Below are 24712 nucleotides of genomic sequence, written 5' to 3'. Positions count from 1 at the left end.
TGTCCCCAATGTCCGACATGGGGCTGTCCACCCGGCACGAGGCCGTGAGGAGGGCCCGGAGCACGCCGGGCGGCTCGCCTCACGGCCGTACGGACATCCCTCAGGCACCCACGTAGGCCGCCAGGTGCTCCCCGGTCAGCGTGGAGCGGGCCTCGACGAGGTCGGCCGGGGTGCCCTCGAAGACGATCCGGCCGCCGTCGTGACCCGCACCGGGGCCGAGGTCGATGATCCAGTCGGCGTGCGCCATGACCGCCTGGTGGTGCTCGATGACGATGACCGACTTGCCGGAGTCGACGAGCCGGTCGAGCAGGCCGAGCAGCTGCTCCACGTCCGCCAGGTGCAGACCGGTGGTCGGCTCGTCGAGGACGTAGACGCCGCCCTTGTCGCCCATGTGCGTGGCCAGTTTGAGGCGCTGCCGCTCGCCGCCGGACAGCGTCGTGAGCGGCTGGCCGAGGGTGAGGTAGCCGAGCCCGACGTCCGCGAGCCGCTCCAGGATCTTGTGTGCGGCCGGGGTGCGGGCCTCGCCGCTGCCGAAGAACTCCTCGGCCTCGGCCACGGGCATCGCCAGCACCTCGCTGATGTCGCGGCCGCCGAGGCGGTACTCCAGCACCGACGCCTCGAACCGCCTGCCCTCGCACTCCTCGCACGGAGTGGCGACGCTCTGCATGATCGCCAGGTCGGTGTAGATGACACCGGCGCCGTTGCAGGTGGGGCAGGCGCCCTCGGAGTTGGCGCTGAACAGCGCCGGCTTGACCCCGTTGGCCTTGGCGAAGGCCTTGCGGATCGGGTCGGCCAGACCGGTGTAGGTCGCCGGGTTGCTGCGCCGGGAGCCGCGGATCGGGGTCTGGTCGATCGCGACGACACCCTCTTCGGTGGGGATCGAGCCGTGCACCAGCGAGCTCTTGCCGGAGCCCGCGACACCGGTGATGACGGTGAGGACGCCGAGCGGGATGTCGACGTCGACGCCCTGGAGGTTGTTCGCCGAGGCGCCCCGGATCTCCAGCGCGCCGGTCGGCTTGCGGACCGTCGCCTTGATCTTGGCGCGGTCGTCGAGGTGACGGCCGGTGACGGTGCCGCTGCCCCGTAGCCCTTCCAGGGTGCCCTCGAAGCAGACGGTGCCGCCCGCCGTGCCGGCGCCGGGGCCGAGGTCCACGACGTGGTCCGCGATGGCGATCGTCTCGGGCTTGTGCTCCACGACGAGCACGGTGTTGCCCTTGTCACGCAGGCGCAGCAGCAAGTTGTTCATCCGCTGGATGTCATGGGGGTGCAGGCCGATGGACGGTTCGTCGAAGACGTACGTGACATCCGTGAGCGAGGAGCCGAGGTGGCGGATCATCTTGGTGCGCTGCGCCTCGCCGCCGGAGAGCGTGCCCGAGGCCCGGTCGAGGGAGAGGTAGCCGAGGCCGATCTCCACGAACGAGTCGAGGGTGTGCCGGAGCTTGGTGAGCAGCGGCGCCACCGACGGCTCGTCGAGTCCCCGGACCCACTCCGCGAGGTCCCGGATCTCCATCGCGCAGGCGTCGGCGATGTTCACCTTGCCGATCTTCGAGGAGCGGGCGAGCTCGCTGAGCCGGGTGCCGTCGCAGTCGGGGCACCGGGTGAAGGTGACCGCCCGGTCCACGAAGGCCCGGATGTGCGGCTGCATCGACTCGCGGTCCTTGGAGAGGAAGCTCTTCTGGAGCTTGGGGATCAGCCCCTCGTAGGTGAGGTTGACCCCGTTGATCTTCACCTTGACCGGCTCGCGGTACAGGAAGTCGTGCCGCTCCTTCTTGGTGTACTTGCGGATCGGCTTCTCCTTGTCGAAGAAGCCCGACTCGGCGATCACCCGTACCACCCAGCCGTCACCGGTGTAGGTGGGGATGGTGAACGGGTCCTCGGACAGCGACTTGGAGTCGTCGTAGAGCTGGGTGAGGTCGATGTCGGAGACCGTGCCCCGGCCCTCGCAGTGCGTGCACATGCCGCCGGTGCGGCTGAAGGACACCTTCTCGGTCCTGGTCTTGTCGGCACCGCGGTCCACCGTGAATCCGCCGCTCGCCGAGACCGAGGCGGTGTTGAAGGAGAAGGCGCCGGGCGGGCCGATGTGGGGCGTGCCGAGCCGGCTGAAGAGGATCCGCAGCATCGCGTTGGCGTCGGTGGCGGTGCCGACGGTGGAGCGGGGGTCGGAGCCCATGCGCTGCTGGTCGACGGCGATCGCGGTCGTCAGCCCGTCCAGCACGTCGACCTCGGGCCGGGCCAGGTTCGGCATGAACCCCTGCAGGAAGGCGCTGTAGGTCTCGTTGATCAGCCGCTGCGACTCCGCCGCGATGGTGTCGAACACCAGCGAGCTCTTGCCCGAACCGGAGACGCCGGTGAACACCGTGAGCCGGCGCTTGGGGATCTCGATGCTGACGTCCCTGAGGTTGTTCTCGCGCGCGCCGTGCACGCGGATCACGTCATGGCTGTCGGCAACGTGCGGCCCGGGCGACTGTCTGTCCGTCGTCGTGGCCTTGCTCATGGTGTCTCCATCTGTCGGGCGGGGCTGCCGCGCTCGGACGATCTCGTTCCCCCGCGCCGCTCCCGAGGGGCGGCGCGGGGGGAGGTGCGGTGCGGGGGCTGTTACGACGCCTTGAGCTGCTGGATCCGGACCATGTTGCCCGCGGGGTCGCGGAAGGCGCAGTCGCGGACGCCGTAGGGCTGGTCCACCGGCTCCTGGACCACCTCGGCGTCGCCCGCCTGCACCCGCTCGAAGGTGCCGTCGACGTCGCTGGTGGCCAGGACGATGCCGGCGTAGGTGCCCTTGGCCATCATCTCGGCGATGGTGCGGCGCTCGTCCTCGGTGATGCCGGGGTCGGCGGCCGGCGGGTGCAGCACGATGTTCGTGCCGGGCTGGCCGACGGGGCCGACGGTGATCCAGCGCATGCCCTCGTATCCGACGTCGTTTCTGACCTCGAAGCCGAGGGTGTCGCGGTAGAACGCCAGGGCGGCGTCCGGGTCGTCGTGCGGAAGGAAGCTGGCGTGAATGTGAAGGTCCATGGCCCTCACGCTAGTTTCGGCTCGCGGCGGGCGCTTCTCGATTCCTGACCGGTCTGGTCACCTGCTTCGACACGCACGACGGAATGCCCGCAGTCGCGCGCGCCGCCTCACGCCGGTAGGCACTGGGCGGCATGCCGACCAGCTCGGTGAAACGGGTGCTGAACGTGCCCAGCGACGCGCAGCCGACCTCGAAGCACACCTCGGTGACACTGAGGTCGCCCCGGCGCAGCAGCGCCATCGCGCGCTCGATGCGCCGCGTCATGAGGTAGCTGTACGGAGACTCGCCGTACGCCTGCCGGAACTCGCGACTGAGGTGCCCGGCCGACATGTGCACGCCCCGGGCGAGGGCCTCGACGTCGAGGGGCTTCGCGTACTCCCGGTCGATCCGGTCCTTGACGCGGCGCAGTCGGGCGAGGTCACGCAGGTGCTGCGCCGAGGCGGGTCTGCTGCTCACAAGCGCGATCGTGCCACATCACACGGACATGCGGTCGATGTCCGGCGATACTGACCGGACCGGTCCGTATCACCCCGGGGTCACCGCCGCGTCAGCCCTCGGGCCCCGCGCCCCACCGCAGACTGAACGTTCCTGCCGATTCGGCCGCGCCCCGGCTCACACCCCGGCCGCCGCCGCGTCCGTCCGCTTCGCCAGTGCGGCCGCCGCCGCGCCCACCAGCCCGGCGTCGGTGCCCATCTGGGCCGGTGCCACGGTCAGGTGCCGGACGAAGGACAGCGTCGCGTAGGTGCTCAGGGCCTTGCGCAGGGGGTCGAACAGGACGTCGCCCGCCTTGCCCACTCCCCCGCCGATCACCGCGATGTCCATCTCCACGAGGGTCGCGGTGGCGGCGATCCCGGCGGCCAGGGCCTGGGCGGCCCGCTCGAAGGAGGCGACGGCCACCGGGTCGCCGGACCGGGCGGCGGCGGCCACCGCGGCGGCGGAGGTGTCCCCGTCGGGGCCGGGCAGCCAGCCGTTCTCCAGCGCGCGCCGGGCGATGTTGGGGCCGCTCGCGATGCGCTCCACGCAGCCGTGCGAGCCGCACGGGCACAGATCGCCGTCGAGGTCCACGCTGATGTGGCCGATGTGCCCGGCGTTGCCGGTGGGCCCGGGGTGCAGCCGGCCGCCGAGCACCAGACCGCCGCCGACGCCGGTGGAGACGACCATGCACAGCGCGTTGTCATGGCCGCGGGCGGCGCCCTGCCAGTGCTCGGCCGCCGTGATCGCCACGCCGTCGCCGATCAGCTCGACGGGCAGGTTCCCGGCGGCGGCCCGGACCCGGGCGACGAGCGGGTAGTCGCGCCAGCCGGGCACGTTGACCGGGCTCACCGTGCCCGCGGAGGCGTCCACGGGCCCGGCGCTGCCGATCCCCACGGCCGTGGCACGCCCCCACAGCGGCGACGCGGTGAGCTCGCCGAGCACCTGCTCCACGGCCCGCATCACGGTGTCGCCGTCCTCCCGGGCGGGCGTCGGCCGCTGGGCGCGGGCCAGGATCCGGCCGAGGCCGTCCACCAGAGCGCCGGCGATCTTGGTGCCGCCGATGTCGAGCGCGGCCACGAGGTCGGTGTGCATCAGAGTCGGATCTCCCCGTCGGGCATGCATGAGAAAAACGCCGAGAAAGCCATCAAGCAGGGCAAGCAGCGGACCGGTCCCGTGGCGGTGCACGGGTCCGGAGATTGCGGTGGACAGTCTCCCCCGAGCCTGACAACGTTGTCCAGGCTCTATGCTCGACGCCACATCCTCATACAAACCCAGGATCGACGCACCCCCGTGGACGACAGGACAGGACACCGCACCGTGCCCCAGACCCCCCTCCGATCCGCAACGCGCTACGGCACCCGGCCGACCATGAAGGACGTAGCGGCACGCGCCGGAGTCGGCCTCAAGACGGTCTCCCGTGTCGTGAACGGGGAGCCGGGGGTCACCCCGGAGACGGAGCGGCGGGTCCAGGAGGCGATCGACGCGCTCGGCTTCCGCCGCAACGACAGCGCGCGGGTGCTGCGCAAGGGCCGTACGGCGAGCATCGGCCTGGTCCTGGAGGACCTCGCGGACCCGTTCTACGGCCCCCTGAGCCGGTCGGTCGAGGAGGTGGCCCGCGCGCACGGCGCCCTGCTGATCAACGGCTCCAGCGCGGAGGACCCCGAGCGCGAGCAGGAACTGGTGCTGGCCCTGTGCGCGCGGCGGGTGGACGGGCTGGTGGTGATCCCGGCCGGGGACGACCACCGGTACCTGGAGCCCGAGCTCAAGGCGGGTGTCGCCACGGTGTTCGTGGACCGGCCGGCCGGGCACATCGACGCCGACGTGGTCCTGTCGGACAACTTCGGCGGCGCCCGCGACGGCGTCGCCCACCTCATCGCCCACGGGCACCGCCGGATCGGCTTCATCGGCGACATGCCCCGCATCCACACCGCCGCCGAGCGGCTGCGCGGGTACCGGGTGGCGATGGAGGACGCGGGCATACCGGTGACGGACTCCTGGATGTCCCTCGGCGTCACCGACCCCGAGCGGGTGCGCAGGGCCGCCGAGGAGATGCTGACCGGCCCGGACCCGGTCACGGCGATCTTCGCGGGCAACAACCGCGTGACGGTCACCGTGATCCGGGTGCTCGCCGAGCAGGCCCGCCGTGTCGCCCTGGTCGGCTTCGACGACATCGAGCTCGCCGACCTGCTCCAGCCGGGCGTCACGGTCGTCGCCCAGGACGCCTCGGACATCGGCCGCACCGCGGCGGAACGTCTCTTCCGGCAGCTGGACGGCACCCTCGTCACCCCCGAGCGCATCGAGCTGCCGACCCGGCTGATCACCCGCGGCTCGGGCGAGATCCCGCCGGCGGACTGAGCGGCCCATGGACGACGCCACCGATCGCACGCTGCGGGCACTCGGCCTGGCCGAGGCGCCGCGCGAGCACCCCCTGCTGTATCCGGGTGCGTGGCCCGCGGATTCCGGACTCCTCGACGGGGACCGCTTCCTGCCGCCGGAGCGGCTGGTGTACGAGGACCGCACACCGGTCATCGCCATCGGCTCCAACGGCTGCCCGGGGCAGTTGCGGCACAAGATGACGGAGTTCGGGATCATGTCACCGCTGCCGATGGTGAAGGCACGGGTGACGGGCCTCGACGCGGGTGTCTCCGCGCACGTGAGCCGCATGGGATACGTGTCGGCGTCACCGGTCGGCGCCCCGGGCACCGTGCGGGAGTTGTTCGTCCTGTGGCTCGACGCCGAGCAGCTCGCGGTGATCGACGCGAGCGAGGGCGTGCCGGTGCCGGGCGGCAACTTCGACCGGGCCTGGCTGCCGTCGCCCGACGTCCGGATCGACCTCGCGGACGGCACCCGCCTGCCCGGGGCCTACGCCTACGTCAACCGGCACGGCGTCCTCCACGACGGCACGGGCACTCCGCGCACGCACCCGGGAGAGCGGGAGCTGCTGACCGAGCTCCTCGTCGGGCTGCCGCGGCTGCGGGAGCTGTTCGGTGTCGTGCCCGAGGAGTTCTGCGCGCGGGCACGCGGAGACCGGCGGCTGTGCGAGCGGGGCACCCGGCTGTTCATCGAGGAGAAGCTGGTGACGGCCTCCGGGCTGGAGCGGTACGTGGCCGCGTCGGCGCGGGCTCAGCAGAGCGGGAGCCCGGGGACCGGCGCGTCGTCGTCGCCGCCCTTGATGTAGACGTCGCTGATCCAGACGTCCGTGTTGCCGCTGTCGTCGTCGGTCTTGGCCCACCAGACGTTGGTCCACTGGCCGGAGGTCTCGCGGCGGCCCAGGTTCTGCTGGCAGTAGAAGTAGTTGGTGCCCGCGTTGAGGATGCCGGCCTTGGCGCCGGAGGCGGTGTAGGAGTCGGCGGTCTTCCAGACCTGGCAGTTGTACTTGCCACCGCCGATGGGGTGGCAGACCGGGGCCGGGGTGGTCGAGCCGCCGCCCGTCGTGGCGCCTCCGGAACCGCTGCCGGTGGTGCCGCCGTCCGGCGCCCCCGCGCCCGCGCCGCCGGACGGCTTCCCGGGAGCCGGGGTGGTCGGCCGGCCGGTGGGCTCGGGGTCCTTCTTGTCGGCCGGCTTCTCGGGGGGAGCTGTGCCCTTGTCGTCGCCCTGTCGCGTGGCCCTCGGGGCGTTCGAGCCGTCGTCCGCTCCACCGGGCTCGGAGGACCCGGCCTCCCCGCGGGCCGCGTCGGTCCGCGCGCCGCTCTCCTTGGCTCCGGAGTCGTCGAGGAGGGCGACCGTGGTCCCGGCGGCGGCGAGGACGACGGCGACGGCCGCGGCGGCCATCAGGACGCGCGCCTTGCGGCGGGAGGCGGTGCGGTCGGGGTTCATCGGGGTGGTCGGGGCGGAGGCGCCGGGGGTGGTGCTGCCGGGGTCGAGCGGCCCGAAGCCCTGAGGGCCGGTGCCCGGGTTCTGCGTGCCTGGGCCCGGGTTCTGCGTGCCTGGGCCCGGGTTCTGCGTGCCTGGGCCCGCCGGAGCGGGGTGACCGGGGCCCGGGGCCTGTGCGCCGGGGTCGGTGCGTCCTGGCCCGCCGTGGCCCACGGTCCCCGCCGCCCCCTCGGACGCGCCTGCCGTGCCGAAGCCCGGGGTGTTCGTCCCTTCCTGAGGCCCGGCCGCGCCCTGCTGCGGAGGCCCGAACCCCGGCGGTACCGACGGGACACTGCGTTCCGTCTCCGCGCGCGGGGGTGTGGCCGCCGGACCCCGCAGGGTGGACGTCGGCGTGTCGGTGTCGCCCGTGTCCGCGACCGCCTGGAGCAGTGCACGGGCCTGGTCGGCCTCCGGGCGGGACTCGGGGCGCTTGTCCATCAGCCGTTGGAGGACCGGCCCGAGGGGGCCGGCGCGGCGGGGCTCCGGCAGCGGCTCGGAGACGATCGCGGTGAGCGTGGAGAACGTGGACGTGCGACGGAAGGGCGAGGAGCCCTCGACGGCCGCGTACAGCGCGGCACCCAGGGCCCAGATGTCGGAGGCGGGGCCCGGGTCGGCGCCCTGGGCCCGCTCGGGGGCCAGGTAGTCGAGGGAGCCGACGAGTTCGCCGCTGCGTGTGAGGTGCGTGGCCGAGCCGTCCCCCGGATCGTCCATCGTGGCGATGCCGAAGTCGGTGAGGACGACCCGGCCCGAGCGGTCGAGCAGGATGTTGCCGGGCTTGACGTCCCGGTGCAGGACGCCCGCGCGGTGGGCGGCGGCCAGCGCGTCCATGACCTTCGCGCCGATCCCGGCCGCCTCACCCGGGTCCAGCGTGCCGCGCTCGCGCAGGACGTCGTCCAGGGACGGCCCGTCGACCAGTTCCATGACGATGAGCGGGCGGCCGTCGACCTGGGCGATGTCGTGCACGGCGATGACACCGGGGTGGCGTACCCGGGCCGCCGCACGGGCCTCGCGCTGCATCCGCAGCTGGAGAGCGGCCAGTTCGGGGCCGGCCGCGTCGGTGTAGGTGCGCAGTTCCTTGACCGCGACCTCACGGCCGAGGACCTCGTCGACGGCCTTCCAGACGATGCCCATGCCGCCGCGCCCCAGCGCCGCCGTGACGCGGTAGCGGCCCGCCAGCAGCCGCCCGGCCCCGTCCGTCTGCCCGTGCTCCCCCGTCGACACCGCTGCCCCGTTCCTGTGACCCCACCGGATGCGCCGGCGGACGACTCCGTCGGTGCGTGGCGTACAGACTAAGGGGCGGCGGTGACGGCGAGAGCCGCCGACGACGGCTGTGACAGGGCCGGTACGTGCCGGCGGATCCGGCGTGCGAAAGCCGTCAGGCGGAGGCCGTCAGGTCCCCGCGCCGGGGCGCCGCGAAGCTCTCCAGGTCCGCCCGGGTCAGGCCGGCCAGGCGGGCCACCTCCCCGATGTCCAGGGCGCCGCAGTCCAGGCCCCGCAGCAGGTAGCCGCTGAGGGCCTTGGCGGTGGCGGGTTCGTCCATGACGTCGCCGCCGGTGCGGTTGGCGTAGCGGGACAGTCGGGCGGCGGCCTTCTCGAAGCCCTCGCGGTAGAAGGCGAAGACGGCCGCGTAGCGGGTGGGGATGTGGCCGGGGTGCATGTCCCAGCCCTGGTAGTAGGCGCGGGCCAGGGCGCGGCGGGTGAGGCCGTAGTGCAGGCGCCAGGCGTCGTGGACCTTCGCGGTCGGGCCGACCGGGAGGACGTTGGTCGAGCCGTCCGAGACGCGTACGCCGGTACCGGCCGCCGCGACCTGCATGACGGCCTTGGCGTGGTCCGCCGCGGGGTGGTCGCTGGCCTGATGTGCGGCGGAGACGCCGAGGCAGGCGCTGTAGTCGAAGGTGCCGTAGTGCAGTCCGGTCGCGCGGCCGCCGGCGGCCTGGATCATGCGGGCGACGGTGGCGGTGCCGTCGGCGGCGAGGATGGACTGGCTGGTCTCGATCTGGATCTCGAAGCCGATCCGGCCGGGCTCGAGCCCGTGCGCCTTCTCGAAGGCGTCCAGCAGCCGCGCCATGGCGGTGACCTGCTCGGCGTAGGTCACCTTCGGCAGGGTGAGGACCAGCCCGTCGGGCAGGCCGCCGGCCTCCATCAGGCCGGTGAGGAAGATGTCGAGGGTGCGGATGCCCCGGGCGCGTACGGGCGCTTCCATGCACTTCATGCGGATGCCCATGTAGGGGGCGGCGGTGCCTCCCCCAGCCTCCGGCCGGGAGGTGCCCCCAGCGTAGGCCTCGGCGACGATGCGGGCGGCGCGGGCGGCGGCCTCGTCCTCCTCGGCGTCGGGGCGGTTGCCGTAGCCGTCCTCGAAGTCGACGCGCAGGTCCTCGATCGGCTCGCGCTCCAGCTTCGCGCGCACGCGCGCGTGGACGGGCTCGGCGAGTTCCTCGGAGAGGCCGAGGACGGCGGCGAAGGCCGCGGCGTCCGGGGCGTGCTCGTCGAGGGCGGCGAGGGCCCGGTCGCCCCAGGAGCGGACGGTGTCGGCGGCGAAGACGTCGCCGGGGACGTAGACGGTGTGGACGGGCTGGCGGGTGCCGGGGTCCCCGGGGTAGCGGCGCTCCAGCTCCGCGTCGACGGGCGCGAGGGAGGCGCTGATCTCCTCGCTGACCGCGCCCGCGAGGCTCGTCGCCACCTTCTCCTGCTGGCCCTGACCCATTCCGAGACCCTCCTCTTTTCCGCTTTACGGAATCAACAATCCGTAGAGCGAAGTTATCGGCCGACCTTCGGCCTGGTCAACACCGTCGTGAAGTGGGGTTCCCCATCCTTCACCCTCGGTCACTGCCGACCGGCCCTCATCTTCCGTATTCAGTAGGCAAGCTTCATCCTGACGCGCAAGGGGAGGAGACCACGTGCCGAACGAGGCCGGAGTGACGCGCCGCCACGGGCTCAAGGCGGCGGCCGCCGCCGTCGTCGCAGGACCGCTGCTCACCACCGCGGGCCCCACACAGCCCGCTTCCGCCGGCGAGCACCCGGGCGCCCTGGACGTCATGACGTTCAACGTCCGCTTCGGGACCGTCGTCGACACGACACCGCGCTGGGAGGTGCGCCGACCGGTGATGCGGGAACTGCTGCGCCGCGAGCGACCGCACGTCATCGGCACCCAGGAAGGGCTCTACCGGCAAGTGCGCGCGATCGAGAAGGATCTCGGCGAGCACTACGACTGGATCGGCACCGGACGCGGGGGCGGCAGCAAGGACGAGTTCATGGCGGTCTTCTACGACACGCGCAGACTCCAGCCGATCGAGTTCGATCACTTCTGGCTGTCCGACACCCCGTACACGATCGCCTCGAACACCTGGGGCGCGGACTGGCTGCGCATGGTGACCTGGGTCCGTTTCGTCGATCTCGCCGACGGGGGACGGGAGTTCTACGTCCTCAACACCCACCTGGACAGCGTCAGCCAGTACGCCCGGGAACGCTCGGCGGGACTGATCGGCGAGACGATCACCGGGTGGGACCGGTCGTCACCGGTCATCGTCACCGGCGACTTCAACGCGGCCGCCCACGACAACCGGGTGCACGACCTCATGCTGGACATCGGGCTGGTGGACGCCTGGGACGCGGCGGCCTCGCGGGGTCCGGCGTACGGGACGCACCACGGCTACCGGGCGCCCAGGCCCGGCGGGCGGCGCATCGACTGGATCCTCACCACCCCCGGGGTGACCACGCACCGGGCCGGGATGAACACCTTCAGCAGGGACGGGACGTGGCCGAGCGACCATCTGCCGGTGCAGGCCTCGATGTCCCTGGGATGAGAAGAGCCCCCGTGACCGTTCGCGCGGTCACGGGGGCCTTCCACAGCCGGGGTCGATCAGCCCTTGCGGGTCTTGATCTCCTCGGTGAGGGCCGGGACGACGTCGAAGAGGTCGCCGACGACGCCGTAGTCGACGAGGTCGAAGATCGGGGCCTCGGCGTCCTTGTTGACCGCCACGATGGTCTTCGAGGTCTGCATACCGGCGCGGTGCTGGATCGCGCCGGAGATGCCGTTGGCGATGTACAGCTGCGGCGAGACGGACTTGCCGGTCTGGCCGACCTGGTTGGTGTGCGGGTACCAGCCGGCGTCCACCGCGGCACGCGAGGCACCGACGGCCGCTCCGAGCGAGTCGGCGAGCGCCTCGATGATCGCGAAGTTCTCCGCGCCGTTGACGCCACGGCCACCGGAGACCACGATCGCGGCCTCGGTCAGCTCCGGACGGCCCGTCGACTCACGCGGCGTACGGCCGGTGACCTTGGTGCCGGTGGCCTGAGCGGAGAAGGTCACGGACAGGGCCTCGACCGCACCGGCGGCCGGGGCGGCCTCGACGGCGGCGCTGTTGGGCTTGACCGTGATGACCGGGGTGCCCTTGGAGACACGGGACTTGGTGGTGAAGGACGCGGCGAACACGGACTGCGTGGCCACCGGGCCCTCGTCGCCGGCCTCGAGGTCGACGGCGTCGGTGATGATGCCGGAGCCCAGACGCAGCGCCAGACGGGCGGCGATCTCCTTGCCCTCGGCGGAGGACGGCACCAGCACGGCGGCCGGGGAGACGGCCTCGGCGGCGGCCTGGAGGGCGTCGACCTTCGGTACGACCAGGTAGTCGGCGTACTCGGCGGCCTCGTGGGTGAGGACCTTGACCGCGCCGTGCTCGGCGAGGGCGGCGGCGGTGTCACCGGCGCCGTTGCCCAGCGCGACGGCGACCGGCTCGCCGATGCGGCGGGCCAGGGTCAGCAGCTCCAGGGTGGGCTTGCGGACGGCGCCGTCCACGTGGTCGACGTAGACGAGAACTTCAGCCATGGGACTTCTTCTCTCCTGCTTGCGAAAGATGAGGGGCGGTCGGCGAAGGGGCTCAGATGAACTTCTGGCCCGCGAGGAACTCAGCGAGCTGCTTGCCGCCCTCGCCCTCGTCCTTGACGATCGTGCCCGCGGTGCGGGCCGGGCGCTCGGCCGCGCCGTCGACCTTGGTCCAGGCGCCCTCCAGGCCGACCTCCTCGGCCTCGATGTCGAGGTCGGACAGGTCCCAGGACTCCACCGGCTTCTTCTTGGCCGCCATGATGCCCTTGAAGGACGGGTAACGAGCCTCGCCCGACTGGTCGGTCACGGACACGACCGCCGGGAGGGAGGCCTCCAGGTTCTCGGAGGCGGCGTCGCCGTCGCGGCGGCCCTTGACGGTGCCGTCCTCGACGGAGACCTCGGAGAGCAGGGTGACCTGCGGGACGCCCAGGCGCTCGGCGAGCAGCGCGGGCACGACGCCCATGGTGCCGTCGGTGGAGGCCATGCCGGAGATGACCAGGTCGTAACCGGCCTTCTCGACGGCCTTGGCCAGGACGAGAGAGGTGCCGATGGCGTCGGTGCCGTGGATGTCGTCGTCCTCGACGTGGATCGCCTTGTCGGCACCCATGGACAGCGCCTTGCGCAGGGCGTCCTTGGCGTCCTCGGGGCCCACCGTCAGAACGGTGATCTCCACGTCGTCGTCGGAGTTCTCGGAGATCTGCAGCGCCTGCTCGACCGCGTACTCGTCGAGCTCGGAGAGCAGACCGTCCACGTCGTCCCGGTCGACGGTCAGGTCATCGGCGAAGTGCCGGTCGCCAGTGGCGTCGGGCACGTACTTCACAGTGACAACGATCCTCAAGCTCACGCCGGCTCTCCTACTGCATCGTCATTTCCATGCTGCCTACTTGCAGGCAGCATAGGCGCCTCTAGCGTCCGATCCCGGTCGGGGCGAACCCACGCCCCGAGCGAAATATTACTCGTCAGTACACCTAGTTCGTTCCCGCTAAGCAAGCGCTTTGAACTGTGACCTTCGCAACGCAGCGTAACCGGAACTCGACGGTCACGCAGCCCGGGGGAGGCCCTGCTCAGTCGCGCAGGCGCTGGAATCGTCCCTGGTGGTAGAGGAGGGGACGGCCGGTGCCCGAGGGGTCGCCGTGCACCACCTCGGCGAGCACGATCCGGTGGTCCCCGGCGGGCACGCGCGCCACGACCCGGCCCACCAGCCAGGCCACCACGCCGTCGAGGACCGGGACACCCTCGGGCCCCTCCCGCCAGACGGTGGGCGGGCCGAAGCGGTCCGCGCCGCTGCGGGCGAAGGTGGCGGCGAGCTCCTGCTGGTGCTCGCCGAGGATGTGGACACCGACGTGGTCCGCCGTCGCGATCGCGGGCCAGCTGGAGGCGCCGGTGCCGACGCCGAAGGACAGCAGGGGCGGCTCGGCGGACACGGACGTCAGGGAGGTGGCGGTGAAGCCCACCGGTCCGGCCTCGCCACGAGCGGTGATGACGGCGACTCCCGCCGCGTGCCGCCGGAAGACCGAGCGCAGGAGGTCGGGCGTGGCGAGAAGGTCCGCAGGCATGGGGTCAGGCTGACGATAAATGGTACGCACAGTCAAGTTCGTTCCGTGATGTGGGAGATGACTCACGGGCGGCGTCACACCCGTCACACCGCCTCCCCCAGCGCGGCGATCACGTCGGCCTTGCGCGGCTGACCCGTGGCCCGCCGCACCACGCGGCCGTCGGCGTCGAGAACCAGCACGGTCGGCGTCTTGAGGATGTCCAGCCGCCGCACCAGGTCCAGGTGGGCCTCGGCGTCGATCTCGACATGGGTCACTCCGGGCACCACCGCGGCGACCTCGCCAAGGACCCGCCGGGTCGCCCGGCAGGGCGCGCAGAAGGCACTCGAGAACTGTACGAGCGTGGCCCGCTCGCCGAGTTCCGCACCCAGTTCCGCCGCATCGAGCCGCTTGCCGTCGTCCCGCCCGCGCACCCGCACTCTCCCGCTCCGCCGCCGTTGCAGCACTCCGTAGGCGCTCGCCACCGCGAGCACCACCACGCACACCACCAGTCCGGTCATCACCTGCTGCAAGCGTTCACGAGACCGCAAAGATTCCCGCCCCCTGCGCACGGCCGGGCTGCGGAATGCTTGGTTCCCATGGACATCGATGTGAGGGGGCCGCGCTTCGGCGCGGCCGTCACGGCCGCCGTGCTGGCGGTCGTTCTGGTCACCGGGAGCGCCTGGCTGCTGGCCTGGCAGACGCTGGCGTTCCTGCTCGGCGCGGCGGGCGGGGTCCGGCGCTCCCCCTACGGCCTGCTGTTCGCCAAAGCCGTACGGCCGCGGCTCGGGCCGCCGACGGAGTTCGAGGCGCCCGAACCACCGCGCTTCGCCCAGGCGGTGGGGCTGCTCTTCGCCGGGCTCGGGCTCGTCGGCCTCACCCTGGGACCCGGCTGGCTGGGACTCGCGGCGACCGGCGCCGCGCTCGCCGCCGCCTTCCTCAATGCTGCGTTCGGGTACTGCCTGGGCTGCGAGTTGTACCTGCTCGCGCGGCGGGTGACGGCGCGTGCGGGGTAATGGGGGAGCAAAAGCACGAGGTGGGAACAGTGGGGCGACGTGACGAGAATCTCGCCGCCGACGGGCACGAGGACTGGCTACCCGGCCGTTCTTCGGGCACGATCTGCGACAAGCCGTAAACCTACGGCTGCGTAACTTTTCCACTGGGAATCCCTTCCCAGGCAGAGCAGGAAGGGTCCGACCCGCCCATGGCAGAGCTCGTCTACCGTCCCGTCGTCGGTTTCGCCCGCACGCTGTTCAAGGTGTGGGACCTCAAGATCGACCTCCAGGGTTCGGAGAACATCCCGCGCTCGGGCGGCGCCGTGCTGGTGAGCAATCACATCAGCTACCTGGACTTCGTCTTCGACGGCCTGGCGGCGCTGCCGCAGAAACGTCTCGTGCGTTTCATGGCGAAGGAGTCCGTCTTCCGGCACCGGATCTCCGGCCCGCTGATGCGCGGCATGAAGCACATCCCGGTGGACCGCAAGCAGGGCGAGGCGGCCTACGCGCACGCCCTGGACTCACTGCGGTCGGGTGAGATCGTCGGAGTCTTCCCGGAGGCGACGATCTCGCCGTCCTTCACGCTGAAGAGCTTCAAGTCGGGCGCGGCGCGCCTGGCCCAGGAGGCCGGCGTCCCACTGATCCCGATGGCGGTGTGGGGCACGCAGCGGCTGTGGACCAAGGGCCACCCGCGCAACTTCAAGCGCAGCCACATCCCCATCACGATCCGGGTCGGCGAGGCGATCGAGGCTTCCCGCGACAAGTACGCGGGTGCCATCACGCGCCAGTTGCGGGAGCGCGTCCAGGAGCTCCTGGAGGCCGCTCAGCGCGCCTACCCCGTCCGCCCCAAGGGTCCGGACGACACCTGGTGGATGCCCGCCCACCTCGGCGGCACGGCCCCGACGCCGGAGCAGGTGCGGGCGGCCGAGGCGCACTGACGCCCGTTCGGCCGGGGCTCAGGCCGCGGACTCCGCAGCGCGGACGGCGATGTCCGCTCCCGGGCTGAACTCCGCCAGCAGTCCGGCGAGTTCCTCCGCGGCCGCCGTCACCTCGGCGACCGGCATCGGCGCCAGGCTCTCCAGCAGGAAGACGCCCGACGTCGTCGCCTCGGTGAGCCGGGTACGCGGGCCCTGGCGCCAGTTCCAGCGGCGGCAGGTCACGCCCGCGTCGTCGCACCACACCACTTCGCCCGCGTCGGGGTGCTCGACGGCCTCCTCGCCCGCGGCGACGGTGACGAAGTCCTCCCGCCCCGTGGCGCGGATCAGGCGCATGCCGCCCTCGATGCGGTCGATGTCCTCGCCACCGACGGGGATCAGACGGGCGACGGAGACGGCGTTGTAGAGGTCGACGAGCAGGTTGATGCGGGGCAGCCCGGCGTCCGAGAGGGCCCGCTTGGCCAGCGCCTCCGCCGAGTTGCGGGTCCGGGACGGCTTCGAGCCGAACGCCGTGTAGACCTGGCGCCAGGCGGCCATGTGCGGGTCCTCGTGCGGGGCGAGGCCGTCCAGTCGTGCGGCGAGCCGGCGTGCCGCGTCGTCCAGCAGGGCCGAACCGGCCTCGTTGCTCGGCCCGTTGACCAGCCCGTGCGCCTCGATCGCGACGTGGGTGAAGCCGGGCGCGAGGGCGCGTACGTCGTCGGACACGGTCAGCGTGAGCGTCATGGTCGTTGCCTCAGAGTGCGGTGGGGAGCGTCTGCCACAGGTGCGGCCGGTCGCGAGCCGCCGTGAGGGCGTCCAGCACGACCGGATGCGGTGCTGCATACAGTACCGGGTAGTCCAGTTCATTGGACGCCGGGTCGGGCGTGAAGGCGAGCCGCTCACCGTCGAGGGAGAACCGGGCGTCGACACCGGGCTTGTTGCCCCGGGGGTCCTGCCGGTGCCACGCGCCGTTGAACCGCACGGCGACCAGCCCGTGCACCACGTCGAACTTCTGGTAGCACAGCGCGGTGGGGATGTCCTCGGCCCGCAGCAGGGCGGTCAGCGCGTGAGCCTTGGCGTAACAGATGCCGGTGCGCTGCTCCAGGACGTCGGAGGCGCGCCAGGTGACACGGAGATCACCGGAGTCCTGTGAGTGCGGGATGGTGTCACGCACGAACTCGAAGGCCACCCGCGCATACTCATACGAGTCGGCCACCCCCTCGGCGAGCCTCGCCGCCGTCTCGCGCACAAGCGGGTGGTGGTGGTCGATCGCCTCGTCGGCGGCCAGATAGGCGGAGAGGTCGGGCGTCTGCTGGATCGTCTGCATGCGCGCAGAGCCTAGGGAGAGATCCACTCCCGAGTCAATCGCTTTCCACTTGCTTGTATACCTATGCATTGCGAGAAGAACGGCTGAACACCGCCGCAACCCGTCGCGCCGTCACAACCCTTCCGCCGGGCCACGGGTCTCGGAGCCGCGGACAAGTGACGAGGAGAAGACATGAGACATCTACAGCGCCTGCTCGGAGCGGCGGTCGCCTGTGGCGCACTGGCGGCGGCCGCTGCCGGGACCGGGCCCGCCCACGCCCTGGACCACGAGTTGTGGATCAGCGCGCCGTACGAGACGGTGCTGCCCGGTGCGGACGCGGGCGGCGGCGCGCCGGAACGCAGCCTGGACGTGGCGGTCAGTCGCGATGTCGCCGACGGCCGAGTGCCCGCCGGGCAGCTCACCGTCGACGTGAGCGAGATCGCCGGCTTCGCGCGGGTGTCGTGGCCCGCGAACTGCGAGCCCGAGTCGGAGACCCGGGCGGTCTGCGCCTTCCCGGAGATGCCGGCCGGGACGGACAGCGTGCGGGCGGCCACGTTCGGGCTGCGCGCGCTGCCGGGGGCGGACGTCGGCTCCTCGGGCCAGGTGCGGTATTCGGCCACCGCGGGCGACCTGACGTCCCACCCCGGTGAGACCCGGGTCGGCGTGGGCAACGGACCGGACCTCGGGCTGAGCGAGGCACCCCACCAACGGGACCTCAGGCCGGGCACCGTGACGAGCGTGCGGGCGACGCTGTCCAACAGCGGGAACCGCACCGCGGAGCGCACCCTGCTGTGGCTCGACGCCTCCTACGGGCTGCGCTTCACGGAACGGCACGCGAACTGCGAGTACCGGGAGCACAGCACCGGCACGGGAGCCCTGTGCGTGCTGGACGAGGCGGTGGCACCGGGACAGCGGTTCGCGCTGGACACAGAACTCGGCGTCGGCCGGAAGGCGCTGTACGAGCGGTTCGACCACTCCGTGCAGCCCTACTCGGACGAGGCCCTGGCCGAGGCCCGCGGCGAGTGGACATGGACCCGGGGCACGGGCGCCGAACTGGACCTGCGCCCCGCGGCCGGTGCCAGGGCCTCGGCGGCGGAGCCCGACATCGACCCGCAGGACAACTACGGGTCCGTCATCCTCGACGCCCGCAACACCGCCGACCTGAAGCTCACCGGCAGCCGGGTGCGCGGGGCCGCCGGTGACACGGTGACCGCGAAGATCACCGTGCACAACCGCGGCCCGGCCTGGGTGGCGTCGCTGGGCGCGGGCGCCGCCGTGGCCACCGTGCGGTTCCAGGCCCCGGAGGGCACGACCGTCGGCACCCTGCCGGAGGACCGGTGCTGGACGGCGGAGGACGGCACGTCCCCCACCACGCACTACTGCCGGACGCCGATCCACCTGCACGACAAGGCGTCGTACACGTTCGAGATCCCGCTGCGGATCGACCGTGTGGTGCGCGGGGCGCACACCACCGTCGCCACCATCGACGACGATCCCGAGCTGAGCATCAGGAAGTTCGACCCGGACCTGCGCAACAACAGGACGGAGATCGTCGTCAACCGGTGAGCCCGCGGGTCAGCGGGCCATCTCCTCCTTCAGCGCCGCCACGAACGTGTCCACGTCCTCCTCGGTCGTGTCGAAGGCGCACATCCAGCGGACGTCGCCCGCGGCCTCGTCCCAGAAGTAGAAGCGGAACCGCTTCTGGAGGCGCTCGCTGACGTCGTGGGGCAGCCGGGCGAAGACCGCGTTGGCCTGCACGGGGTAGAGGATCTCCACCCCGTGCACGGCCCGCACGCCCTCGGCGAGGCGCTGGGCCATCTCGTTGGCGTGACCGGCGTTGCGCAGCCACAGGTCCCGGGCGAGCAGGGCCTCCAGCTGCACCGACACGAAGCGCATCTTGGAGGCGAGCTGCATGGACAGCTTGCGCAGGTGCTTCATGTGGCTGACGGCGTCCTGGTTGAGCACCACGACGGCCTCACCGAACAGGGCGCCGTTCTTCGTGCCGCCCAGGGAGAGGATGTCGACGCCGGCGGCGTTGGTGAGCGTCCGCATCGGGACGTTCAGGGTGGCGGCGGCGTTGGCCAGCCGCGAGCCGTCCAGGTGCACCTTCATGCCGTGCGCGTGGGCGTGCTCGCAGATGGCGCGTATCTCGTCCGGCGTGTAGACCGTGCCCAGCTCGGTGGCCTGGGCGATGGAGACGACCTGCGGCATCGCGCGGTGCTCGTCGTCCCAGCCGAACGCCTGCCGGTCGATCAGCTCGGGCGTGAGCTTGCCGTCGGGCGCCGGAACGGTCAGCAGCTTCAGGCCGCCGACCCGCTCCGGTGCGCCGCACTCGTCGACGTTGATGTGCGCGCTCTCCGCACAGATCACCGCGCCCCATCGGTCGGTGACCGCCTGGAGCGCGACGACGTTCGCGCCGGTGCCGTTGAAGACCGGGAACGCCTCGGCCGTGGGCCCGAAGTGGCTGCGGACCACCTGCTGGAGGTTCTCGGTGTAGGCGTCCTCGCCGTAGGCGACCTGGTGCCCGCCGTTGGCCAGGGCCAGGGCGGCGAGGACCTCCGGGTGCGCCCCGGCGTAGTTGTCGCTGGCGAAACCGCGGACCTCGGGGTCGTGATGACGGCGGGCGTCGGTCCTCGGCGGGTTCACGGCTTCTCGGTGAGCCACAGACGTTTTCCGTTCACTTCGGCGGCGGGCTTGTCCCAGACCTCGGTGATGGCCTCGGCCAGGTCCTTGACGTCGGTGAAGCCCGCGAACTTCGCGTTAGGCCGGTCGGCGCGCATCGCGTCGTGGACCAAGGCCTTCACCACCAGGATCGCAGCCGCCGACGTCGGGCCCTCGGTGCCCCCGGCCTTGCGGAAGTAGTCCGCCATGGCCAGCGTCCAGGCCTCGGCCGCCGCCTTGCCGGCCGCATAGGCGGCGTTGCCCGCGGTGGGGTTGCTGGCGCCCGCGGCGCTGATCAGCACGTACCGGCCGCGGTCGCTGCGCTGGAGCCCCTCGTGGAAGGCGAGGGACGTGTGCTGCACCGTGCGGACCAGCAGCATCTCCAGGAAGTCCCAGTCGTCGAGGCTGGTCCGCGTGAAGGTCTCGCTGCCGCGCCAGCCGCCCACGAGGTGGACCAGGCCGTCGACGCGGCCGAAGTCCTTCTCGATGCGGGTGGCCCAGTCGCGGGTGGCCCCCAGGTCCAGCAGATCGACCGTGTCACCGGTGACGGTGGCGCCGCCGGACGCGAAACTCGCCGCGTCGACCGCCTCCGCCAGCCGCTCCGGATCGTTGTCCGAGCCGATGACGGTGGCTCCCGCCTCGGCCAGCCTGAGCAGCGCGGCCCGGCCGGCGGGTCCGCCCGCTCCGGCCACCGCGATCACCGCACCGCTGAGCGCCCCGTTCCCCATGATCCTCGCCTCCTGAGCAGTGTTCCCGGTACGCCGATCGCTCACGCGGCGATCCGCTCGGCGCCGTCCGCCGTGATGCCCTTGGTGGAGGCGATCACGTTCTTCAGCTTCTTGGACAGTGCCTCATAGAACATGCTCAGCGGAAACTCGTCCGGAAGCACGTCATCGACGAGTTTGCGCGGCGGCTGCGTCGTGTCCAGGGCATCGGGGCCCTTGGCCCACTTGGAGCCCGGGTGCGGGGAGAGGTAGGTCGAGACCAGCTCGTACCCGGCGAACCAGTGGACGAGCTTCGGGCGGTCGATGCCGTCCCGGTACAGGTCCTCGATCTCGGCGCACAGCTGGTTGGTGACCTGCGGGGCGCGCTCCCAGTCGATGGTGAGCCTGTTGTCGGTCCAGCGGACGACGTCGTGCTTGTGCAGGTAGGCGAAGAGGAGCTGGCCGCCGAGGCCGTCGTAGTTGCGGACGCGCTCGCCGGTGACGGGGAAGCGGAACATGCGGTCGAAGAGGACCGCGACCTGCACGTCACGGGCCTGCGGGACGCCGTCGGTCTCCAGCTTCACGGCCTCCTTGAAGGCGGTGAGGTCGCAGCGCAGCTCCTCCAGGCCATACATCCAGAACGGCTGGCGCTGCTTGATCATGAACGGGTCGAAGGGCAGGTCGCCGTGGCTGTGGGTGCGGTCGTGGACCATGTCCCACAGGACGAACGCCTCCTCGCAGCGCTTCTGGTCGTGCACCATGGCGGCGACGTCCTCGGGCAGCTCCAGGCTCAGGATGTCGACGGCGGCGTCGGTCACCCGGCGGAAGCGGGCGGCCTCGCGGTCGCAGAAGATGCCGCCCCAGGTGAATCGTTCCGGCGCCTCGCGCACGGCGATGGTCTCGGGGAACAGCACGGCCGAGTTGGTGTCGTAGCCGGCCGTGAAGTCCTCGAACTTGATGCCGCAGAACAGCGGGTTGTCGTAGCGGGTGCGCTCCAGCTCGGCCAGCCAGTCCGGCCAGACCATCCGCAGCACGACCGCCTCGAGGTTGCGGTCCGGGTTGCCGTTCTGCGTGTACATGGGGAAGACGACGAGGTGCTGGAGGCCGTCCGCACGGTTCGCGGCGGGCTGGAAGGCCAGCAGCGAGTCGAGGAAGTCGGGCACCTGGAAGCCGCTGTCGGCCCACCGGGTCAGGTCCTTGACCAGGGCCTCGTGATAGGCGCCGTCGTGCGGGAGCAGCGGGGAGAGCTCCAGGACGGCGTCGGCGACCTGTCGGACCGCGAGCTCGGCGTCGGCCGGGTCGGGCGCGCCCTCGGCGTCGAAGTCGATCGACCCGTCCTTGGACTGCCATGGCCGGATCCGCTCCACGGCATCCTTGAGCACGGGCCATGCCGGGTGCTCCACCACCCTGGCCACGGGAGGAAGACCTTCCTCCGAACCCACCTGCACAAGAATTTCCGTCATGTCCCACCTTCCACGGGAGAATCTCACGTATGCAGACCGTATACACACGAGGTTCCTCCCAGCAAGGGTGAACCCGGGAAATTATCCTGCCCGACCCTCTCCTTCACCGCACTTTTTCCTGTCGGTCATGCTTCTGCCCGGATGCACGGCGACCATGCCCTCACTCTCTGCACAGGGCGGGTCCAGGCGATACGGTCAGGGGGGCCGTCAGGCCCCCAGTGCCGCCTGTCGACGGAAGAGAGTCGCGTCTTGAACTTCCTCACCATCGGTCACCGCGGAATCATGGGTGTGGAACCCGAGAACACCCTCCGGTCCTTCGTCGCCGCCCAGGAGGCGGGACTCGACGCCATCGAACTCGATCTGCACCTGAGCAAGGACGGCGCGCTCGTCGTCATGCACGACACGGATGTGGACCGCACGACCGACGGCACCGGGCCGATCGCCGAGAAGACCCTCGCCGAGCTGCGGGCCCTGGACGCGGGCCGGGGCGAGCGGGTCCCGGTGTTCGAGGAGGTCCTGGAGGCCGTGCAGTCGCCGCTCCAGGCGGAGATCAAGGACAAGCAGGCGGCGCGGGCCCTGGCCGAGGTCATGAACGAGCGCGGGCTGGCCGGCCGGGTGGAGGTGTCCTCGTTCCACGACGAGGCGATCGCCGAGATCAAGCCACTGGTCCCGGGGGTGCGCACCGCTCTGATCGCCAGCCGCTACGGCACTGACATCGTGGACCGCGCCGTCCAGGCCGGCGCCGAGACCGTCTGCCTGAACATCCGGCGGCTCACCCTGGAGATCGTGGAGCGGGCTCGCAAGGCCGATCTGAGGATCATCGGCTGGGTGGTGAACACGCAGGACCAGCTGCGGCTCGTCCGGGCGTTCGGCCTGGACGGCGCGACCACCGACCACCCGGACATCAAGCGCACGGGCCGATTCACGGCCTAGGGCTGGGCGAACTCCTTGACCAGCAGCTCGAACTGCAGGTCGTCGCGCTGCGGGACGCCGAAGCGCTCGTCGCCGTACGGGAACGGGGTCATCCGTCCCGTACGGCGGTAGCCGCGCCGCTCGTACCAGGCGATGAGGTCGTCGCGCACGGAGATCACGGTCATCTGCATCTCCCGCACTCCCCAGGTCGCGCGGGCCTGCCGCTCCGCCTCCGCGATGATCACCTTGCCGAGGCCCGCGCCCTGGAGCAGGGGGCTGACGGCGAACATCCCGAAGTAGGCATGGTCGCCCTGGTGCTCCAGCTGGCAGCAGGCGACGATCCTGCCGTCCCGCTCCACGGCCATGAGCCGGCTGTCGGGCGACTTGATGACCTCCAGCACCCCCTCCGGGTCGGTCCGCTGCCCTTCGAGGATGTCGGCCTCGGTGGTCCACCCGGCCCGGCTGTCGTCGCCCCGGTACGCCGACTCGATCAGCGCGACCAGTTCGTCGACGTCGGCGTCGGTGGCATCGCGGAAGGTCAGTGCGGTGGTGGCGGTCTCCATGGGCGTACGTCTCCGTTTTCCGGCACGGCTCGGGCAGGGATGAGCGTAACGCCGCCACTAAGCTCCGCTGCATGGTGCATGTACTCAGCAGCCGGATCCTGCTCCGCCCCACCGACCCCGAGCGGTCCCGGGCCTTCTACGGTGAGCAGCTCGGCCTCGCCGTCTACCGCGAGTTCGGCACGGGAGCGGAGCGCGGCACGGTCTTCTTCACGGGTGGCGGCTTCCTGGAGGTCTCGGGCCGGGCCGAGACGCCCCCGACGACCGCGGTCCGGCTGTGGCTGCAGGTGGACGACGTGGCCGCGACACAGGAGGAACTGCGGGCGAAGGGCGTGGACATCGTGCGGCCACCGGTCAAGGAGCCCTGGGGGCTGGTCGAGATGTGGATCGCGGATCCGGACGGGACGCCGATCGTGCTGGTGGAGGTGCCGGCGGACCACCCGATGCGCTACCGGCCGGGTATCTGAGCTCGCTCCGGGCGGTGCTCCCACCCTCGGTCGGTGCGGGTGAGTTCGCGAAAGCCCGCCCCGGCCAGGAGGGCGAGCGCGGCACTGTCGGCGGCCGATTCGTAGGCGGCGAGCCGGTCGACGCCGCACAGCCGCAGCCAGTCGGCGGCCCGGGCGAGGAGCCAGTGCTCCGGGCCGGTGCCGTGCTGTGCGGGGTCGATGTGCAGGTTGCCGACGTCGGCGAGACCGGCCGCGCGGGCGTGGCGTTCCGGACGGGCCAGGGCGGTGTCGATCTCGATGTGTCCGAGGGTCCGGCCCTCCGCCCGGGCCGTGAAGCGGGGTCCCGCACTCCCCCGGCGTGCGCTCGGCCGTGACCCCCGGCCGGGGCCCGGCGGCCGGCAGGTCGGACACCCGGGCGAGCAGGATGACCTCGGTGTCCCCGGTGTGCCGGAACCCCGCGCGTTCGTAGAGGGCCCGGATGTGCGGCCAGTTGCGGGGCAGGCCGTAGACGAGCGGGGCGGGCAGGGATCCGTCGGCGTACCGGACCCGGGCGTTCCAGCGGGCGAACCGTCGAGGCACGCCCGCATCAGCAGGTCCGCGGCGAGGTCGGCGTCCGGCCGGAGTGACGCCTCCGGGCGGTGGACGAACCAGTTGATCTCGGCGGCGTCCCGGTAGGTGGCGCCGACCTCGGCGTCCGCCCGGTGGCGCAGCAGGTGGGCCGCGGCGAGGACGTGTCCGCGCTGCTCGGCGACGAGCGTCGTCCGCTCGGCCACCCACGGGTCCGTGACGAACTCGCCGGGCCGCCGCTCCAGGTCGCCCAGGACGGTGTTCACGGAGACGGGGACGCCGGGGACGACGGCCGCCACGTGCAGGTTGACCAGGCCGGTCAGCTGGTCGCGGTCGGTCCGGCGGAAGGGGCGCACCTCGGGCGCGGGCATGGGTACCTCCGGGCAGGGTGAAGGGCGCTGGAGGCCGCCACGCGGTGCGGTACGGGGCGAGAGTACGCCCGGGCCGCGGCGGTACACCAGTGGGTTTCCCCGGATGGCAGGGAGGCCGGGGGGCGG

Annotated in this window: 24 protein-coding genes and 1 pseudogene; 8 read left to right on the top strand and 17 right to left on the bottom strand. The window is 71.8% G+C overall.

The annotated features are described in order from the left end of the window. Positions 1 to 100: 100 nt before the first annotated feature. The 4 genes from IE153_RS15120 to IE153_RS15105 form a co-directional block, all read right to left on the bottom strand. Positions 101 to 2494, bottom strand: a complete 2394-nt coding sequence (locus IE153_RS15120) for an ATP-binding cassette domain-containing protein (protein ID WP_189590223.1) — start codon at positions 2492 to 2494, stop codon at positions 101 to 103. Between the two features lie 101 nt (positions 2495 to 2595). Beyond that, positions 2596 to 3012: a VOC family protein gene (locus IE153_RS15115; RefSeq protein WP_189590222.1), complete on the bottom strand. Its 417-nt coding sequence runs from the start codon at positions 3010 to 3012 to the stop codon at positions 2596 to 2598. A gap of 10 nt (positions 3013 to 3022) precedes the next feature. Then, positions 3023 to 3466, bottom strand: a complete 444-nt coding sequence (locus IE153_RS15110) for a helix-turn-helix transcriptional regulator (RefSeq protein WP_030834860.1) — start codon at positions 3464 to 3466, stop codon at positions 3023 to 3025. Positions 3467 to 3622: 156 nt separating this feature from the next. Further along, positions 3623 to 4576, bottom strand: coding sequence for an ROK family protein (locus tag IE153_RS15105; protein WP_189590221.1), 954 nt, complete (start codon positions 4574 to 4576; stop codon positions 3623 to 3625). Between the two features lie 198 nt (positions 4577 to 4774). Between IE153_RS15105 and IE153_RS15100 the strand changes: the two genes are divergently transcribed. Both IE153_RS15100 and IE153_RS15095 read left to right on the top strand, forming a co-directional pair. Next, entirely contained in the window at positions 4775 to 5839 is a 1065-nt protein-coding gene (locus tag IE153_RS15100; protein WP_189590220.1) for a LacI family DNA-binding transcriptional regulator, read from the top strand. A gap of 7 nt (positions 5840 to 5846) precedes the next feature. Beyond that, positions 5847 to 6662 (top strand): hypothetical protein, encoded by an 816-nt coding sequence (locus IE153_RS15095; protein WP_189590219.1) that lies wholly within the window; start codon positions 5847 to 5849, stop codon positions 6660 to 6662. Here the strand turns inward: IE153_RS15095 and IE153_RS15090 are convergent. Next, the gene (locus IE153_RS15090; RefSeq protein WP_189590218.1) at positions 6608 to 8557 is read right to left on the bottom strand and encodes a serine/threonine-protein kinase; all 1950 of its coding nucleotides are present in this window, start codon (positions 8555 to 8557) and stop codon (positions 6608 to 6610) included. The two genes, IE153_RS15095 and IE153_RS15090, sit on opposite strands and share 55 nt — an antisense overlap. A gap of 154 nt (positions 8558 to 8711) precedes the next feature. After that, positions 8712 to 10040 (bottom strand): DUF6986 family protein, encoded by a 1329-nt coding sequence (locus tag IE153_RS15085; protein ID WP_189590217.1) that lies wholly within the window; start codon positions 10038 to 10040, stop codon positions 8712 to 8714. 193 nt (positions 10041 to 10233) lie between these two features. Between IE153_RS15085 and IE153_RS15080 the strand changes: the two genes are divergently transcribed. After that, positions 10234 to 11139, top strand: a complete 906-nt coding sequence (locus tag IE153_RS15080; protein ID WP_189590216.1) for an endonuclease/exonuclease/phosphatase family protein — start codon at positions 10234 to 10236, stop codon at positions 11137 to 11139. Between the two features lie 56 nt (positions 11140 to 11195). Here IE153_RS15080 and IE153_RS15075 read toward each other — a convergent pair whose 3' ends face one another. The 4 genes from IE153_RS15075 to IE153_RS15060 form a co-directional block, all read right to left on the bottom strand. Continuing rightward, entirely contained in the window at positions 11196 to 12158 is a 963-nt protein-coding gene (locus tag IE153_RS15075) for an electron transfer flavoprotein subunit alpha/FixB family protein (RefSeq protein ID WP_189590215.1), read from the bottom strand. A gap of 52 nt (positions 12159 to 12210) precedes the next feature. Continuing rightward, complete coding sequence (locus IE153_RS15070; RefSeq protein ID WP_031106599.1) at positions 12211 to 12999, bottom strand: electron transfer flavoprotein subunit beta/FixA family protein; 789 nt, start codon at positions 12997 to 12999, stop codon at positions 12211 to 12213. A 220-nt stretch (positions 13000 to 13219) separates the two neighbouring features. After that, positions 13220 to 13711: a flavin reductase family protein gene (locus IE153_RS15065; protein ID WP_189590214.1), complete on the bottom strand. Its 492-nt coding sequence runs from the start codon at positions 13709 to 13711 to the stop codon at positions 13220 to 13222. A gap of 83 nt (positions 13712 to 13794) precedes the next feature. Further along, entirely contained in the window at positions 13795 to 14208 is a 414-nt protein-coding gene (locus IE153_RS15060; RefSeq protein ID WP_189590333.1) for a thioredoxin family protein, read from the bottom strand. Between the two features lie 78 nt (positions 14209 to 14286). Between IE153_RS15060 and IE153_RS15055 the strand changes: the two genes are divergently transcribed. Continuing rightward, positions 14287 to 14703 (top strand): DUF4395 domain-containing protein, encoded by a 417-nt coding sequence (locus IE153_RS15055; protein WP_189590213.1) that lies wholly within the window; start codon positions 14287 to 14289, stop codon positions 14701 to 14703. Positions 14704 to 14891: 188 nt separating this feature from the next. Continuing rightward, positions 14892 to 15620 (top strand): lysophospholipid acyltransferase family protein, encoded by a 729-nt coding sequence (locus IE153_RS15050; RefSeq protein ID WP_189590212.1) that lies wholly within the window; start codon positions 14892 to 14894, stop codon positions 15618 to 15620. Between the two features lie 18 nt (positions 15621 to 15638). Here the strand turns inward: IE153_RS15050 and IE153_RS15045 are convergent, their stop codons facing one another. After that, positions 15639 to 16340, bottom strand: coding sequence for a B3/B4 domain-containing protein (locus IE153_RS15045; protein ID WP_189590211.1), 702 nt, complete (start codon positions 16338 to 16340; stop codon positions 15639 to 15641). 10 nt (positions 16341 to 16350) lie between these two features. Next, entirely contained in the window at positions 16351 to 16923 is a 573-nt protein-coding gene (locus tag IE153_RS15040; RefSeq protein WP_189590210.1) for a transglutaminase-like domain-containing protein, read from the bottom strand. Positions 16924 to 17094: 171 nt separating this feature from the next. On the opposite strand from IE153_RS15040, the gene IE153_RS15035 reads away from it, so the two are divergent. After that, on the top strand, positions 17095 to 18468 hold the full coding sequence (locus tag IE153_RS15035; protein ID WP_189590209.1) for a hypothetical protein: 1374 nt from the start codon (positions 17095 to 17097) through the stop codon (positions 18466 to 18468). A 9-nt stretch (positions 18469 to 18477) separates the two neighbouring features. Here IE153_RS15035 and IE153_RS15030 read toward each other — a convergent pair whose 3' ends face one another. Genes IE153_RS15030 through IE153_RS15020 form a run of 3 tightly spaced genes read right to left on the bottom strand, consistent with a single transcriptional unit; the run spans position 18478 to position 21730 of the window. After that, the gene (locus IE153_RS15030; protein ID WP_031106610.1) at positions 18478 to 19548 is read right to left on the bottom strand and encodes a threonine aldolase family protein; all 1071 of its coding nucleotides are present in this window, start codon (positions 19546 to 19548) and stop codon (positions 18478 to 18480) included. Then, on the bottom strand, positions 19545 to 20291 hold the full coding sequence (locus tag IE153_RS15025) for an SDR family NAD(P)-dependent oxidoreductase (protein ID WP_189590208.1): 747 nt from the start codon (positions 20289 to 20291) through the stop codon (positions 19545 to 19547). The genes IE153_RS15030 and IE153_RS15025 overlap by 4 nt, the downstream gene beginning before the upstream one ends. Before the next feature lie 41 nt (positions 20292 to 20332). Continuing rightward, positions 20333 to 21730: a DUF6421 family protein gene (locus tag IE153_RS15020; RefSeq protein ID WP_189590207.1), complete on the bottom strand. Its 1398-nt coding sequence runs from the start codon at positions 21728 to 21730 to the stop codon at positions 20333 to 20335. Positions 21731 to 21979: 249 nt separating this feature from the next. Between IE153_RS15020 and IE153_RS15015 the strand changes: the two genes are divergently transcribed. Next, complete coding sequence (locus IE153_RS15015) at positions 21980 to 22663, top strand: glycerophosphodiester phosphodiesterase (RefSeq protein WP_189590206.1); 684 nt, start codon at positions 21980 to 21982, stop codon at positions 22661 to 22663. Here the strand turns inward: IE153_RS15015 and IE153_RS15010 are convergent. Further along, positions 22660 to 23205: a GNAT family N-acetyltransferase gene (locus IE153_RS15010; protein ID WP_189590205.1), complete on the bottom strand. Its 546-nt coding sequence runs from the start codon at positions 23203 to 23205 to the stop codon at positions 22660 to 22662. The two genes, IE153_RS15015 and IE153_RS15010, sit on opposite strands and share 4 nt — an antisense overlap. 71 nt (positions 23206 to 23276) lie before the next feature. Between IE153_RS15010 and IE153_RS15005 the strand changes: the two genes are divergently transcribed. Beyond that, positions 23277 to 23669: a VOC family protein gene (locus tag IE153_RS15005; RefSeq protein WP_189590204.1), complete on the top strand. Its 393-nt coding sequence runs from the start codon at positions 23277 to 23279 to the stop codon at positions 23667 to 23669. On the opposite strand, the pseudogene IE153_RS15000 reads toward IE153_RS15005, so the two are convergent. Then, positions 23651 to 24586, bottom strand: a pseudogene (locus tag IE153_RS15000) (N-acetyltransferase). The gene IE153_RS15005 and the pseudogene IE153_RS15000 overlap by 19 nt on opposite strands. Between the last annotated feature and the right edge of the window lie 126 nt (positions 24587 to 24712).

It is taken from the genome of Streptomyces massasporeus, from assembly GCF_014648995.1.
Taxonomy (GTDB): Bacteria; Actinomycetota; Actinomycetes; order Streptomycetales; family Streptomycetaceae; genus Streptomyces; species Streptomyces massasporeus.
Note: the sequence above shows the minus strand (reverse complement) of the source record. Positions and strands in the feature narration are given on the sequence as shown.

What these genes read in the sequence shown, in the direction of transcription:
- IE153_RS15020 (WP_189590207.1), bottom strand. Translation starts at nt 21,730, where the DNA reads ATGACGGAAATTCTTGTGCAGGTGGGTTCGGAGGAAGGTCTTCCTCCC.
- IE153_RS15040 (WP_189590210.1), bottom strand. Translation starts at nt 16,923, where the DNA reads ATGCAGACGATCCAGCAGACGCCCGACCTCTCCGCCTATCTGGCCGCC.
- IE153_RS15035 (WP_189590209.1), top strand. Translation starts at nt 17,095, where the DNA reads ATGAGACATCTACAGCGCCTGCTCGGAGCGGCGGTCGCCTGTGGCGCA.
- IE153_RS15085 (WP_189590217.1), bottom strand. Translation starts at nt 10,040, where the DNA reads ATGGGTCAGGGCCAGCAGGAGAAGGTGGCGACGAGCCTCGCGGGCGCG.
- IE153_RS15095 (WP_189590219.1), top strand. Translation starts at nt 5,847, where the DNA reads ATGGACGACGCCACCGATCGCACGCTGCGGGCACTCGGCCTGGCCGAG.
- IE153_RS15010 (WP_189590205.1), bottom strand. Translation starts at nt 23,205, where the DNA reads ATGGAGACCGCCACCACCGCACTGACCTTCCGCGATGCCACCGACGCC.
- IE153_RS15055 (WP_189590213.1), top strand. Translation starts at nt 14,287, where the DNA reads ATGGACATCGATGTGAGGGGGCCGCGCTTCGGCGCGGCCGTCACGGCC.
- IE153_RS15120 (WP_189590223.1), bottom strand. Translation starts at nt 2,494, where the DNA reads ATGAGCAAGGCCACGACGACGGACAGACAGTCGCCCGGGCCGCACGTT.
- IE153_RS15075 (WP_189590215.1), bottom strand. Translation starts at nt 12,158, where the DNA reads ATGGCTGAAGTTCTCGTCTACGTCGACCACGTGGACGGCGCCGTCCGC.
- IE153_RS15060 (WP_189590333.1), bottom strand. Translation starts at nt 14,208, where the DNA reads ATGACCGGACTGGTGGTGTGCGTGGTGGTGCTCGCGGTGGCGAGCGCC.
- IE153_RS15065 (WP_189590214.1), bottom strand. Translation starts at nt 13,711, where the DNA reads ATGCCTGCGGACCTTCTCGCCACGCCCGACCTCCTGCGCTCGGTCTTC.
- IE153_RS15025 (WP_189590208.1), bottom strand. Translation starts at nt 20,291, where the DNA reads ATGGGGAACGGGGCGCTCAGCGGTGCGGTGATCGCGGTGGCCGGAGCG.
- IE153_RS15105 (WP_189590221.1), bottom strand. Translation starts at nt 4,576, where the DNA reads ATGCACACCGACCTCGTGGCCGCGCTCGACATCGGCGGCACCAAGATC.
- IE153_RS15050 (WP_189590212.1), top strand. Translation starts at nt 14,892, where the DNA reads ATGGCAGAGCTCGTCTACCGTCCCGTCGTCGGTTTCGCCCGCACGCTG.
- IE153_RS15115 (WP_189590222.1), bottom strand. Translation starts at nt 3,012, where the DNA reads ATGGACCTTCACATTCACGCCAGCTTCCTTCCGCACGACGACCCGGAC.
- IE153_RS15005 (WP_189590204.1), top strand. Translation starts at nt 23,277, where the DNA reads ATGGTGCATGTACTCAGCAGCCGGATCCTGCTCCGCCCCACCGACCCC.
- IE153_RS15045 (WP_189590211.1), bottom strand. Translation starts at nt 16,340, where the DNA reads ATGACGCTCACGCTGACCGTGTCCGACGACGTACGCGCCCTCGCGCCC.